Annotated in this window: 13 protein-coding genes; 8 read left to right on the top strand and 5 right to left on the bottom strand. The window is 46.4% G+C overall.

The annotated features are described in order from the left end of the window. On the top strand, positions 1-950 hold a 950-nt coding region (rlmB, locus tag QT994_RS01870; RefSeq protein ID WP_333171344.1), incomplete at its 5' end, for a 23S rRNA (guanosine(2251)-2'-O)-methyltransferase RlmB. Between the two features lie 295 nt (positions 951-1245). Beyond that, positions 1246-1524 (top strand): DUF1816 domain-containing protein, encoded by a 279-nt coding sequence (locus tag QT994_RS01865; protein WP_333044387.1) that lies wholly within the window; start codon positions 1246-1248, stop codon positions 1522-1524. Positions 1525-1652: 128 nt separating this feature from the next. Here the strand turns inward: QT994_RS01865 and QT994_RS01860 are convergent, their stop codons facing one another. Next, positions 1653-2489: an alpha/beta hydrolase gene (locus tag QT994_RS01860; protein ID WP_333171341.1), complete on the bottom strand. Its 837-nt coding sequence runs from the start codon at positions 2487-2489 to the stop codon at positions 1653-1655. 352 nt (positions 2490-2841) lie between these two features. On the opposite strand from QT994_RS01860, the gene QT994_RS01855 reads away from it, so the two are divergent. Then, positions 2842-4440, top strand: a complete 1599-nt coding sequence (locus QT994_RS01855) for a hypothetical protein (protein ID WP_333171338.1) — start codon at positions 2842-2844, stop codon at positions 4438-4440. Positions 4441-4560: 120 nt separating this feature from the next. Further along, positions 4561-5133 (top strand): DUF981 domain-containing protein, encoded by a 573-nt coding sequence (locus tag QT994_RS01850; RefSeq protein ID WP_333044384.1) that lies wholly within the window; start codon positions 4561-4563, stop codon positions 5131-5133. Positions 5134-5183: 50 nt separating this feature from the next. On the opposite strand, the gene QT994_RS01845 is transcribed toward QT994_RS01850, so the two are convergent. Together QT994_RS01845 and QT994_RS01840 are read right to left on the bottom strand one after the other, a co-directional pair. Further along, positions 5184-6485 (bottom strand): serine hydrolase, encoded by a 1302-nt coding sequence (locus QT994_RS01845; RefSeq protein ID WP_333171335.1) that lies wholly within the window; start codon positions 6483-6485, stop codon positions 5184-5186. Between the two features lie 222 nt (positions 6486-6707). Further along, on the bottom strand, positions 6708-7163 hold the full coding sequence (locus QT994_RS01840; RefSeq protein ID WP_333044446.1) for a helix-turn-helix domain-containing protein: 456 nt from the start codon (positions 7161-7163) through the stop codon (positions 6708-6710). Positions 7164-8266: 1103 nt separating this feature from the next. Here QT994_RS01840 and gatA point away from each other — a divergent pair. Continuing rightward, the gene (gene gatA / locus QT994_RS01835; protein WP_333044443.1) at positions 8267-9727 is read left to right on the top strand and encodes an Asp-tRNA(Asn)/Glu-tRNA(Gln) amidotransferase subunit GatA; all 1461 of its coding nucleotides are present in this window, start codon (positions 8267-8269) and stop codon (positions 9725-9727) included. Positions 9728-9848: 121 nt separating this feature from the next. Further along, positions 9849-10907 (top strand): alpha/beta fold hydrolase, encoded by a 1059-nt coding sequence (locus tag QT994_RS01830; RefSeq protein ID WP_333171332.1) that lies wholly within the window; start codon positions 9849-9851, stop codon positions 10905-10907. Between the two features lie 102 nt (positions 10908-11009). Here the strand turns inward: QT994_RS01830 and QT994_RS01825 are convergent, their stop codons facing one another. Both QT994_RS01825 and QT994_RS01820 read right to left on the bottom strand, forming a co-directional pair. After that, on the bottom strand, positions 11010-11717 hold the full coding sequence (locus QT994_RS01825; RefSeq protein ID WP_333171329.1) for a pentapeptide repeat-containing protein: 708 nt from the start codon (positions 11715-11717) through the stop codon (positions 11010-11012). Positions 11718-11961: 244 nt separating this feature from the next. Beyond that, positions 11962-12171, bottom strand: a complete 210-nt coding sequence (locus tag QT994_RS01820; protein WP_333171327.1) for a hypothetical protein — start codon at positions 12169-12171, stop codon at positions 11962-11964. 170 nt (positions 12172-12341) lie between these two features. Between QT994_RS01820 and QT994_RS01815 the strand changes: the two genes are divergently transcribed. Continuing rightward, positions 12342-12992, top strand: coding sequence for an ATP-binding protein (locus QT994_RS01815; protein ID WP_333171325.1), 651 nt, complete (start codon positions 12342-12344; stop codon positions 12990-12992). 297 nt (positions 12993-13289) lie between these two features. After that, positions 13290-13628 (top strand): DUF3593 domain-containing protein, encoded by a 339-nt coding sequence (locus QT994_RS01810; protein ID WP_333044376.1) that lies wholly within the window; start codon positions 13290-13292, stop codon positions 13626-13628. The last annotated feature ends 336 nt before the right edge of the window (positions 13629-13964 follow it).

The raw sequence follows: 13964 nt of genomic DNA, 5'->3' as shown, positions 1-13964 counted from the left end.
GCAACAATTTCCGAGACAGAAACAGAGACAGCAGCCCGCAGGAATCCAGGGGCAATTATTACAAAGACAGAGACAAAGACAATAGCCCGCAGGAATTCCGGGGCAACCATTTCAGAGACAGAGACAAAGACAGAGACACTCGCCCTGTTGACACTGCCTCAAATACAGTCGTGCAACCAGACGCAGACACAGACGACATGATTTACGGCCGCCATGCGGTGCAAGCAGCTTTAGAAACAAACCAAGTCCTCAACCGGATCTGGGTTGTTCCCCACCTGCGCTACGATCCCCGCTTTCACAGCTTGCTAACCGAAGCCAAAGCCAACGGCAGCATCATTGACGAAGTTGACGATTTGCGCCTCGACTACATCACGCGCAAAGCAAACCACCAAGGCGTAGCGGCTCAAGTATCCGCCTACGAATACCTGGATTTGAGCGAACTGATCGCGAAGGCTAAGTCGGCTTGCGAAGATCCCGTAATTGTGGTAGCAGAAGGACTCAACGACCCGCACAATCTAGGGGCGATTATTCGCACCGCAGAAGCATTGGGATCTCAGGGCATGGTGATTCCCCAGCGGCGGGCTGTTGGGATTACCTCGGCAGTGAGAAAAGTGGCAGCAGGGGCATTGGAAAGCCTGCCCGTGGCGAGGGTTGTCAATCTTAACCGGGCGCTGGAAGAACTCAAAGAGGCTGGATTCTGGATTTATGGCACTGCAGCAGGCGTCGGTCAATCTATAGAGACAGTCAAGTTCTCCGGGCCCACTGTTTTAGTGGTGGGTGGTGAAGCTGACGGTTTGAGCCTTTTGATACAGCGCGGCTGTGACGGATTAGTTTCAATTCCTTTAAGGGGCCATACTCCTAGCCTGAATGTCTCGGTAGCAACGGGGATGGCTTTATACGAAATTTACCGCCAGCGCGGGCCCAAAAAGTTTCACGTACATGGCTCCTAAAGGTGGTTGAAAAAAAGAGTACAACAGAGTAGCTTATTGTGAATGCCGCCCAGAATAGAGTGGCACCACACCCGGAACAAGTAAGGATAGCCGATCGACTCTCGTTACTTGTTCAGGCGAAAGTAGAAGGGGCCTTGCCCCTAGGTTCAAACAGGAATTCGACACCAATCTATTTAGAGATCAGCTTTAAATAGGTTTGGACGGTTCTTGGCAGCAGTCAGCCACGTGTAAATAACAAAAGCCTAGGCGTGTTCGCAGCACCCTGAAAACACCATCAAATACATTAGAAAAGCAGATGAAAGAATTCTTGATTACCTTACTCAACTTTTTCGGATTGGCTTGGTGGGTTGAAGTTAAAACTTCAGCGCCGCGGTGCATTTACTATTTTGGCCCGTTCTTAACCGATGGAGAGGCGGAAGCTGCAAAAGCAGGATATGTAGAAGACATAGAAAATGAAGGGGCAGAAGGTGTTAGTGTTTCGATTTACCGCTGCAAACCAATTACTTTGACTGTTGCAGAAGATTTGGGAAAGCTTGGTGATGGAGGGCTGTGGCCGGTTTTGAGCGGTCAGTAGAAGCAGGGGATTTTTGAGTTGTGAGAGGGCTACGCTTCCCTCACAACGTTGTGCGGTTTTGAGTTGTGAGTTGTAACTTCAAAACTCTTGATTGTTGGGTGATAAATTGCTTGTGACCAACTCCAAACTCAACACTCGCAATTGCCAACTGCTTCGGGGTGACTCTCAATCCAGTGATCGATGTCTGCGAGTACCCGATCGGGAATTTCCCAAGGGAACAAGTGGGCTGTATTGGGATAGCACTGCCACTGACAATCGTGGAGGTGGCGGGCGGTTTCTAAACTCGACTCTGAGGTGATGTGCCGATCGGCCTCTCCGGCCAACACCAAGCTGGGACATTGAATGTCGCCGAGGTGGAGCAGTCGGTTGTATCCAGCCCTCAGAGCGGTATTTAACGCCTTGGTGGCCTTGTTGGAAGTCTTGAGGTAGGCGGGGGTGCCTGCCTGTGCTAAGTAGCGGTAAGGGGTGGCGTTATGCTGCTGTATCAAGTAGCGAAAGAGCGATCGCCTCGCAAAAGTATCAATATTCCACTGCCAACCGGGTATCGCCCAATTGATAATTCCGGCTAAACCGGTGTAAAGGTTATCTTGCCAAGAGATGGGAGGGTGACTTCCTCGCGGTTTGGCTGCGGATGCGAGTACAATCAAACCGGTGACTCGCTGGGGATATTTCATGGCTAATTCCAGGGCTAAAATCCCTCCCAAAGACCATCCGATCACCAAACACCGATCGATCCCCAATCGATCTAATAGTGCTTCTAAATCGAGGAGGTGATCGGTCATTTCAAAGGCAGTTGAGGTGCGGCTGTTGCCGTATCCGCGCAAGTCAGGGGCGATCGTCTGGAACCGCTTTGATAAGTGTTCTGTGAAGACGGACATACAATCGCCGGAACCTGGATGGCCGTGCAAGCAGAGGATGGGAAACCCTTTGCCTTTGACGGAAACGCTGAGTTTTGTGTGTGGCATTTTCTGATTACGCGATCGAACGAATTAAATAAAATTGAAAAATCTTAAAACTCCTCAAAAAATATTAATTATTAATACATCTTATTTCTCGAATTACTTGATTTGAATTTAATTATATCTAACTTGCCTGTGTTGTCAAGAAATAACGTTTTTGCCTAATACCAATTTTTTATGAGGCTGCATAGAATCCGATCCCCCCTAGCCCCCCTTAATAAGGGGGGGACAAGATTCCGATCAAAGTCCCCCTTCTTAAGGGGGATTTAGGGGGATCGAGATATGTGCAACTTCGCATTAAATTGGTATAAAGTAAGGTGAATTGGGAAAAAACCGATCAATACCTGAGAAGGACAATATGGCTAACTATGATATTTTTGACGATAATTACTACCTCACAAAATATCCCTTTGTTCAACAAGCTATCGATCAAGGAATTATCAGTTCTGGCAAAGAACACTTTGAAAAGTTTGGTCAAAAACTCGGTTTCACGGAAGTGTCGCGATATTACGATGAAAGTTACTATCTCGCCAACAATCCCGCAGTCGCGGCCGCTGTCAGTTCCGGAGCTTTTGCATCAGGCTTAGATCACTTTATTCAGTTTGGCTGGGAACAAGGTCTTGTCAATACATCGCCTGACTACGATGAATCATTTTATTTAAAGCGATACCCCGTACTTGCTCCCTTTGTGCAGAACCAAACTTTCAAATCGGGTTTTGAGCACTTTATCAAATTCGGAGCCCAAGAAAGCCTTTATGCGAGTACCTTTTTTGAACCCGAATATTTGCTGAAAAACCCGGATGTAGCAGCAGCAGTCCAAGCAGGAGTTTTCAAAACAGGTGGAGAACATTACCGAAAATTTGGACAATTTGAGCCAAGTCGCTCTGCAACCTTTGTCGGTACTACAGGCAGTGACGTTGTAGCTGGATTTGGCGTAGGGAAAGTTGAAATCACCGGCGTTCAAGTATCTTTAGATGCAGCAGGCAATCGAGTTTATGAAAAAAACAACTATTATCTCGATCAAGATACCTTAATTAGCAGTCAAGGCTCTGATACTTTTGTGCTTGGTGTTGGGGATTTTTCCCATACCAATGATCCTATTTTCTACAGGGGTTTTGGAAACATACCTGTTATTATTAAAAATTTTGACCCGCAAGCTGATTCGATCCAACTCGCAGGAACGCGAGGAGGGTATCAATTCTCGTCTGGAGAGAATGGCAGCAATTCTTATATTCTTCTAGGCAATGGTAGAGGTATCGAAAGAGTCGCTCAAATTGAGGGAAATGCCAATACTCCCTTTCTAGCAAATCGAGGTCGCGGTATTTTGATTTTTAGTGAAAATAGTGTATTGGATAATTTTTCAGAAGTTGAATATTTACAAAAAAGTACCGATGTTGCTGCCGCTGTGAAAGCAGGAAATTTCTCTTCAGGTCTCGATCATTATACAAAATTTGGACAATTTGAACCTAATCGCTCTGCCACTTTTGTTGGAACTAATGGAAATGATATTGTCACTGCTTTTGGCAATGGAAAAACGGAAATTACTGGAGTTGATTTAGATACAAGTTTTACTTTTGGCGGAGCCGGCCGTTATTTTAGTAATGGTAGCAATGAATTTGATACCCTGATTGGCAGCCAAGGGGCTGATACTTTTATGTTGGCTTATGATTTTACCTCGCCACCACCGTCTCAGATGATTCCCAGCGCGCAAGAATTATATAGAGGGCCAGGGGAGGCTCGCATTCGCGGATTCAACCCCACGCAGGGTGATGTACTCAGGTTAGCAGGTCAACTCAGTGACTATCAAATATCTCCGGTAGGTGCAGATTTAGTCATCTCCCAACCAGAAGATACAATTGCAATTATTGAAGGAGGTGCTAATTTAAATCTGCGACAACTGACTTTTCCTGCTCCTAATTTTTATTCGAGTGCGAAGTCTACTTTCTTGCTGGGTTAGTTAATAGACATCTCCCAAAAAGCCGGTCAAGAACAGTCTCTCCGGCCTGTTCCACAAGAATTATGGGAGATGTACAATAGATGTAATTCACCTTTATGAGTGACGGAGGTCGGCAAATAAATGTTTATTAACTACATCAGTTTGATGCTGATCAATATGGTGGCAGGGTTATTTATCCTCGCCTACTATGTCTATTCCGGTATCGACGGCGCCGATCGAACACGGTGGATTCCCGGGTTTGGCATGAGTGGCGCGATCGCCCTGACAACAGGCTTGCACATGATCTTCACTTGGTCACTTCCAGGCAGCTTCAACATTGCCTTCGGGGAAATGTCAGTTTTGTTCGGTATCGTCTTCCTCGGTGCTGCTGTCGCCCTAGCTCAAAACTGGGAGTTGCTAACAGTTACGATTTACGCCTTTTTCGCAGGTGCGGCTGCTATTTTGATCGGTTTGCGGATTATCAATCTCGGTCTAACCACGCAGCCAATACTATCAGGTATGGGCTTCATCCTGTCGGGACTCGGTGGCGTCTGCGCGACGCCTGCGCTGTTGATGCCAACTAATCGCACTCTGCGACTGATTGGGGCGATCGTTCTAATAGCAGCGGGTCTGATCTGGGCTTTGACGGCGTGCATGGTATATTGGGAGCATCTCGCTAAATTCTCGAATTGGGTGCCATACCCCATGCGCTGAAACCTGGCAACTTACCGCGAGCCAAAATAAGTCGTTTTCGCAATATTCTCTTAAAATCCGGGATTCCGGCTAATGTAATCGGCAATTTTAGAAATAGACTGGCGCATTTGTAAATCGCCGCTGCTGGTGTCAATCACAGTCATTACATAGGCCTCGTCGTCAATACTCATCGCTAAAGTTGTGCCGAGCACCAGGGAATTTTGGCCTGTTTTTTCGCCCAACCACTGAGCTTTAGTTCCTTGCAAGGCGGCAAATCCCAGAGCGTGATCGTACTGGCGGTTGAGAGTTTCTATTAATAGTTTAGCACCAGGTGTTTCGCCGTTGTAAATTTGCACCATCATTTCGGTGAGTTCGTTAGCAGTCAGGCGGTTGGGGCCAGAACCGGGGTTGGCGGGCATAATCTTTTCCCCCATTAATTTGAAGTTAACGCGGGTGACTTGGTAGCCGCGATTATCTAAAAATTGATTGATGTAATCGGCTCCCAAATAATCGATCAGTTGATTTGTGGCGGTATTGCTGCTGCGATCGATCATTTCTTCTAACAGTAGCTGTAGCGGGTAATTTTTAGGGGACAAAATCTGCGTAGATGAGTCTTCGGTGAAATTACCCGAATTGACAAATACTTCCTGGTTGAGACTAATTTTTTCTTTTTCGACTTTTTGCATCAGGGCGACAGCAATCGGCAATTTAATTAAGCTGGCCGGACTGACAGGAGGCACATCGCCCCGCAAGTGTACGCACTCTCTAGAAAGGTTGCAAACACCGATCGAAGCTTGAGCCGACAAACCGCTTTCCCGGGCAACCGCAGCCAAAAAATTAGATTTTGCTTGCTGGACTTGAAAGGTTGCTGCTGTTAAATTTTCCCGATATTCTTGAGTTTTTGAGGCAGCGAGGGAAGCTAAAAATGAATTTTGAGGAACTTCCTGCAAGTTGTTGAGGGCCTGGTTCCACAAAAATTGAGTTTGCTGCGAAGATTCGATCGACTTATTTTGCGGCCGTTTAGTTTCTACGGCTCGGTTGGCTAAACGAACTGCTTGCTGTAAGTTGTCGTTAGCCCTCTGTTCTACTAATATTTGAACTTCCACCGCTTGCAACTGCTGTAGCAGTTGTTCTTGAGGATTGGCGGCAACGGGAACTAAGCGCGAGAGCAGGGTTGGTTCTGGGGAGGGAGAGGGGGGTTGTTCTAATTCGGTGACGAGCCGATCGCGAATTTTGTAGAGTTCGTCTAGGGAACGCGGGTTAGATGATTGAGAGAATGAACTTGCGATGGTTAACATCTGAACCAGTCCAATGCCGGCTACTACTGCCGCCATCTTGTGGGCGATCGACAAAAAACGCCTGCTCCCTCGCATATTTAACATCCTCTACACAACCAAATTCTATAATAAGCAGCTATTGTTACATCAGTCAAACTGTTTTAGATTTTAGATGGGAGATTTGAGATTGAAGAACAAATCTAAAATCTACAATCTCAAATCTAAAAGGGTTTTGATCGCGCCACTACCGCAACATAATCAAAATAAAGGGAGCGATCGCACCAAAGCAATCAACCCCCTCTAAATATTGCGAACTATCTACTTTTTGCGTCGCCGTCTCCAGTCAGCACCCAACCGTTTCAGGTAATCCCAGCCGCGTTGGGGCCAGACATGATCGCTACCGATTTTTTCGGCAATCCAGCGAGCTACTTTGGGGCCTGTCCAGTCTCCGCCGTCGGGGGCAGGGCCTTGCAGCGCTTGTCGCAGTTCTTCTTGCTCTTCAGGATTCAGCAAGGATTTGGCAGGAGGGGGCTGGCGGTCTCCGCTGCGATTTCTCACAGAGTTAGGCCCTTCTCGGTTGTAGCGCTGGACAATTTCTTTGGCATAGTCGTAGTTGAGGCCTACGACTTGGGCTGCTTGTTTGATAGTCCAATTTCTGGAAACTAACAGCAGCAAGTGCCAGCGGCGCGACTCTGTGGTGTTTTGTGCCTGCCGGTAGCGAATTTTGAGTTCCTCTGCCGTCAGGTGGGATTCTAAGTGAGCTTTAGGTGGCATTCCTCCAACGGGGCATCGGGAACTTCTTACCATATATCTTTGGTTTTGGGGATAATTCCGGATGAAATTATTTTCCTGGGGATCGTGGTGGCAAATAAGTAGCTTTTTTTACCCCCGATGCACGCAGCTAGTCGCACTTGAGGAAGGACTGCTGGTTTTTTGCAGGTGCGCGCAACAAAAGACCTCGGCGTGGGGGTTAGCGTTTCGAGCTTTTTTGTCAGCCCCAGATTTCTGACAGGCTTGTTGACCTCTGGCACAATGGGCGTGTATCAGAAAAGGTCGATCACTATTTTCTTCGATCGCGCAGCCGCCATTAATTCACTCGGATGACTGATAACTTTCAGTAATTTGTGGCTAAAAAAGTGTTTTTCATAATTTGGTTATAATTATTAGGGAATCGGCAGCCGTAATCTAATATTTTATTTTTCATGATTTTCTATTTTCAGTTGACATTTTTAAAACAATAAAGAGGCGAATGAGCTCGTAAAAGGTCAGATGCAGAGGCTTCAACTTATGCCTTCAAAAAATATTAAATCTCACAAAAGGGGTAAGTTATTCTCAGGAAATGTTTTAATATTATCTGAATATCTTTTTCCGAATAAAGCACTTGCAATCGGGGTTTGTTTGATTTTTTATGCCATTTTTTTATACCATAAAGCCGGGGTTGCGTCCAAGAGAAGCTGGGTTCTATTATTTTATAATTTAGATGACAGAATTGGGAATGACTGATTTCCTAATGAGTGTGATCTTGCATACACCTTCTTGGAGGCAGAACCTAATTATGTAGGAGCAGCATTGCACACCTTACCCCTTACTCATATAAATCTCGCGTCAAACCACTTTTTGCATCAGTCCTGATACAGTTGCATTCTTGGTTTGTTAAAAGATTAGGTAAAAAACTCGATCGCTATTTTGTGTTCGGTGGGATTTGGGGAATTGAATCTATTGTAGATAAAATGACCGATCGCGCGTTAGCGGAGTCCTCTTTGAGGCTCGAACTTTCGCCACAAAAATAGCCGACTTTGCCTTCGGGCTGTAAGCAGGTACAATTGCCAGCTATATTAACTGTATTGTCTCAAAGTAGAAATGATAAAGGTACGAGCATGGCATCCATCCGCGAGTTGCACCGACAACTGGTCAATAAAGAACGCTCTGCTGTGGAAATTACTCAAGAAGCATTAGACCGAATTACCCAGCTAGAGCCGAAGTTGAAAAGCTTTCTGTGCGTTACGGCAGACAGCGCCTTGGCGCAGGCCCATAAAGTGGATGCCCAAATCGCAGCCGGAGAGCAAATTGGCCTGTTGGCCGGCATCCCGATCGCCGTTAAAGATAATATGTGTACCGAGGGCGTTCCTACAACCTGCGCCTCTCGGATTTTGGAGAATTTTGTTCCTCCCTACGATGCAACCGTCGTCTCCAAACTCCAAGCAGCCGGTGCGGTGATTGTGGGTAAGGCGAATATGGACGAGTTTGCAATGGGGAGCTCGACAGAAACTTCTGCCTATCAAGTTACCGCGAATCCTTGGGACTTGGAGCGCGTGCCCGGAGGGTCTTCTGGTGGTTCTGCCGCAGCGGTAGCCGCCGGAGAATGCGTTGTGAGTTTGGGTTCGGATACTGGCGGCTCAATCCGCCAACCTGCTGCTTTTTGCGGTTTGGTGGGGCTGAAACCGACTTATGGGTTGGTTTCTCGCTACGGTTTGGTGGCCTATGCTTCTTCTCTCGATCAAATTGGGCCCTTTGGCCGGACTGTTGAGGATTCGGCGATTTTGTTGGGGGCGATCGCCGGTTATGATCCGAGAGATTCCACGAGTCTTAATGTCCCAATTCCTGACTACGCTCAAGCTTTAAGACCCAGTTTGCGGCCGAAGGGTCAGATTAGAATTGGTGTAATTAAAGAAACTTTTGGTGTCGGGTTGGAATCGGGGGTTAAAGACGCTGTTACTAAGGCGATCGAGCAATTTCAACAATTGGGCGCAGAAATTCAAGTCATTTCTTGTCCCCGGTTCCGCTACGGTTTGCCCACTTACTACATTATTGCTCCCTCGGAAGCTTCGGCAAATTTGGCGCGATATGATGGAGTCAAGTACGGCTTCCGGTCTCCAGACTCTGATAACCTTTTGGATATGTATGCCAAAACTCGCTCTCAAGGGTTCGGTGCGGAAGTTAAACGCCGGATTGCGATCGGCACTTACGTATTGTCGGCTGGATATTACGATGCCTATTATCTGAAAGCTCAAAAAGTTCGGACTTTGATTAAAGAAGACTTTGAAAAAGCTTTTTCTCAAGTTGATGTTTTAGTCTGTCCCACAGCTCCTACTACCGCATTTAAGGCTGGGGAAAAATTTAATGACCCCCTGAGTATGTATTTGTCAGATTTGATGACTATTCCGGTGAATCTTGCTGGTTTGCCAGCTTTGAGTTTGCCCTGCGGATTTGATGATAAAGGACTGCCTGTGGGTATACAACTGATTGGTAATGTTTTGCAAGAATCTCGGCTGTTTCAAGTGGCTCACGCTTACGAACAGTCAACGAATTGGCACTTGCATCACCCGGAATTGGATTAATTTGGGAAAATCGGCGGAATGCTGTGGCGGAAGTTAGTAATCGATCTTGGCTAATTATCTGAATTAATCCTTTGCCATTAGCTGTTGAAAGATATCTAACTTCCCGCGTGCTCTATCTTCTATGAACAAGTTGCTAGTATTCCTTTTGTCTAAAGCGCTAATAGCTTTTGGGATAGTTTTGGCCGTGGCTTATTCTGCTGCTTGTGTATTCCTATTTGTAGCGCAAGGTAAGTTTATCTTTTTTCCCGCGCGCGCGATCGAAACTACGCCAGATGATTTTCAGTTGAAATATCAAGATGTTTGGCTGCCAATTCCAACTAAAACAGGCGCGGTGGAAAGCGTGCACGGGTGGTGGATTCCTGCCTCGGAAACCCCCCCCAGCCCGCCCTTAGCAACGGGTGGAGCAAGAAAGGGGGAGGCTGTTCCCTCTGTTAACACCGGAGACTCGGAACCCCCCCCCAGCCCCCCCTTGCCAAGGGGGGGAGCTAGAGGAGTCGGAACGTCCCGGCAAAGTGAGAGACGCGCCGTGGCTCCGGTTCCTCCCCTTAACAAGGGGGGGTTAGGGGGGGTAGTTTTGTATCTGCACGGTAATGCTTCAAATGTGGGAGCAAATGTCGAACACGCTTATCGATTTCATCGATTAGGTGTGTCGGTATTTGTGATTGATTATCGTGGTTATGGAAAAAGCCAGGGCGATTTTCCGAGTGAATCTCAGGTTTATGAGGATGCTCAACTTGCTTGGGATTATTTGGTGAAACAGCGGGGGATTAACCCGAATCAAATTTATATCTACGGTCATTCTTTGGGAGGGGCGATCGCGATCGATCTAGCTGTGCGTCACCCGGAGGCTGCGGGGTTAATCGTAGAAGGCTCTTTTACTTCGACGCGGGCGATGGTTAATTTCCAAAAAGGGCTGTTTTGGATGTTTCCGATCGATTTGTTGCTGACACAGCGGTTTGATTCTCTTTCCAAAGTCGATCGCCTGCAAATGCCTGTGCTCTTTATTCACGGAACTGCTGACAATGTAGTTCCAGTGGAAATGAGCAAAAAAATGTTTGAGGCAGCACCGGAACCCAAACAGCTTTACATAGTTCCTGATGGAGGTCACACTAATGTGGCACAGATCGGGGGCGCAGAATATCTGCAAATACTGAGCCAATTTTTAGGTTCTTCAAAGTAGATAAAAGCTATTGGCGGTAACAGGTTAAGTTTGATATCTGTACCGCCTACTCGCACTTCTAACAGTACATATTAAACAGAGTAGTGATGGCGATGATACTGCTTAGTAAAACCTTAATACATTTAGCCACCAGTCATTCAAGGCATAGCAGTAATTACAGTAATTGTTCGTCGTGCTGAGCGCTGGTTCTTTCTTAACTTCGCAGCCTCGCCGAGAGGTTTTTTGATCGGGCATCCGCGCTCCACAGAGATTCGCATCGGTGAGATTAGCTTTGTTCAATCTCGCATCCCTCAAGTCTGCCGATCTAAGGTCGGCACCGCTGAGATTTGCACCGCTTAAATCGGCTTCTTGGAGGTCGGCACCGCTGAGATTTGCACCGCTTAAATCGGCATTTCTTAGGTCTGTTCTACTTAGTTTAGCGGCGCTCAAATTACTGCATTTTAAGTTAGCCAACTGGAGCGATGCGTCTCGCAGAAAACTCTCGCTGAGGTTGGCATTTTCTAAGTTTGCTCCCCTGATGTCTGCCCTGCTCATGTCGGCTTTGCTGAGGTCGGCGTCAGCCAAAAAGGCGTTTCTCATGTTGGCGTTGTTTAAATTAGCTTCCATTAAGTCAGCCGCAGTCAAGTCGGCATCAACTAAGTCGGCCCTGCTGAGAGTGGCACGGCTCAAGGAAGCGCCAAACAAATCTGCACGGCTCAAGGAAGCGCCAAATAAGTCGCATCCGGGACATCCTCTGGTTTCTAGCAGCCGCTTGACTAGAGACAGATTTTGAGCTTGTAAGGGAAGTGCGGCGCAAAATGGGAGTAGCATTATCGCTGCAGTCAGAATTTTGAGTTTGATTTGGGTCATAGTCTGGGTAAGTCCTGTAACTGCCTTTCATCACCGATGTGTCTGCGGGACTTACGCGCGGGGGACCAAAAACCCGGTTTCCTCGTTAATTCCTCGCTGTTAAACCCAATATTCTGAGCAGAAACTGGGTTGTTTGCGTAAGTCCTAGTCTAGTGGATGGACGCGACTCGACGGTGTAAGGTTCGATCGCCCTCACGGATATTACTTACGCCTTGGGGATGAAAGCCCCCACATCAAGGCTCGCTTGCAGCGAACGGCGAACGGCTGGATGCCTTGAATACCAGGGATTCTGGAGCTTGCGACGACTGCGACAAGTGACCGACTCCGACAACGGATAAGTATTTCTAATCGATGCAGTTGGATTTTGCTGCCGAGGGCGATCGTTCTCCGTACAGGCGATCGGTAAATAAGCCAATTGGCTTAGACTCTTAAGACATATTGCTGATGCGCTGCCTTCTATAAAAAAGATAGCATTTTTGTGTGATCCCCGAAATAATACCGAGCAAGTAAGTATAAAAAAAATACCAAATGTCTCGGCGGCTGGGAAAATAGGGTACAGCTAATACTTTCAGACGAGGAAAATAGATGTCGAACAGCATAGATCAACTTGCAGAAGGTGGCAGGGGGATCAAACTCATGTGGCAGATTGCAGACGAACTCAGTTACACCCGGACTCTCGACAATCGAAACTGTTTGTTGCTGAGCAAAACTTACGAAGTAGAAGGTCGCAATCGATCCCAAAATATAAAAAAAGCTAGCGTTTTAGATGGGTTAATGAATTTATTAAACACCTGGGATTGGCAGACTGAAACACAGCAGGAAGAAGAGCTGCATGAAACTTGTGTTCAACATATTAGCCTGCAAGTCAACACAGATCTCAATGCTTTAACTCAAGTTTTGTTGTGGTTTGAGCAGTTGAAAGATTTATCGCTCCCCAATGAGGTTTTGTGTAAGTTTCAGTTGGCCTTGGCAGAAGGTTTCAGTAATGCAGTTCGCCACGCTCACCAAAATCTTCCAGTAGAAACTCCTGTTCAACTGGAAATTAGGGTGTTTAACGGACGGTTGGAACTCAAAGTTTGGGATTGCGGGCCGTGTTTTGATTTTGATGCTAAGCTGAAGGAAATTCTGGCAGCCGATAGAAATAATAGCTTGGATTTAGAGGTTTTGAACGATGCTTGCTTGATGCCTAGCAGACAGAAAACTTTGGAACCGTCTCTATTTCTAATTGCTGGGTAGCTTGGGAGTGAGGGACAATTAACAGACTGGCACGGTGAAAAATGTGTTAGGCTAAAAACGGTGTTAGGGGAAAAGTTACGGGTTTTGTCTCCGCGTGGGTGAGGGGTTTTGAATACTGCCAACCTGCTGCGGCTTGGGTTAAGAGCTATGGTCTTGGGTGATTCTATAGCGGTTCGATAGAAACGGGTGCATTTGTCTAATTAAATATTAAAAAGTAAAAATTAAAAGTTAAAAATTATTCACAATAATTTGTGAGCTTTTAATTTATCATAGTATCTGGTCGCTCACCAATTACTAATGATTTCCAAAGAAACTTTATTTGTTCTGTCTCTATTTCCCTACTTGGGATTTCTCTGGTTTTTGACTCGATCGGGAAAAACACCCCGTTTAGCTCTGATGGGATTTTACGGCACTCTCGTTTTTGTAGCTGTGACGATTCCCGCGGCAATTTACGCAAAAGTTGCCTACAACGAGTCACTAGCAAATGTCGATTGGCTGCACGGTTCTGCAGAAGTATTCTTAACACTTGCCAATATTTTATTAGTTTTAGGGTTTAGAGAAGCGGTGATTAAAGCCAAAGAATCCTCACAGAAGGGTGGCGAGGAGCAAGAGTGTCTTTTAGACGGGGGAGAATAGCTGGGAGCATCTCAATTTTGTATTTACTCTCCGCATAAATGCTCCAGAATAGCCCTAGTTAAAACTTAACTGTTGACATATAGCAATCCTTGCACGAATCGTAAACTTTTTACCCCACCCCAACCCTCCCCTTATCAAGGGGAGGGAGTAAGAAATTCACAAATGATTTAGGATTGCTATACCAGTTTGTGAGTCGCCAACCTGCAAAATTTTAGGAAAGCATTAGAATATATGGAAACTCACATCAAGCACTTCTAGTGTCATCACCTTGGTTTCTTGCCACGGGCTTAACCTGAGAGCCGAAATTTTGGGTTGAGAAAGCCGGTTTCTCAGGTA

Origin of the sequence: Microcoleus sp. S13_B4, assembly GCF_036700885.1 — a bacterium.
Taxonomy (GTDB): Bacteria; Cyanobacteriota; Cyanobacteriia; order Cyanobacteriales; family Microcoleaceae; genus Microcoleus.
The sequence above is the reverse complement of the archived record's forward strand: the minus strand, read 5'-3'. Positions and strand labels throughout refer to the sequence as shown.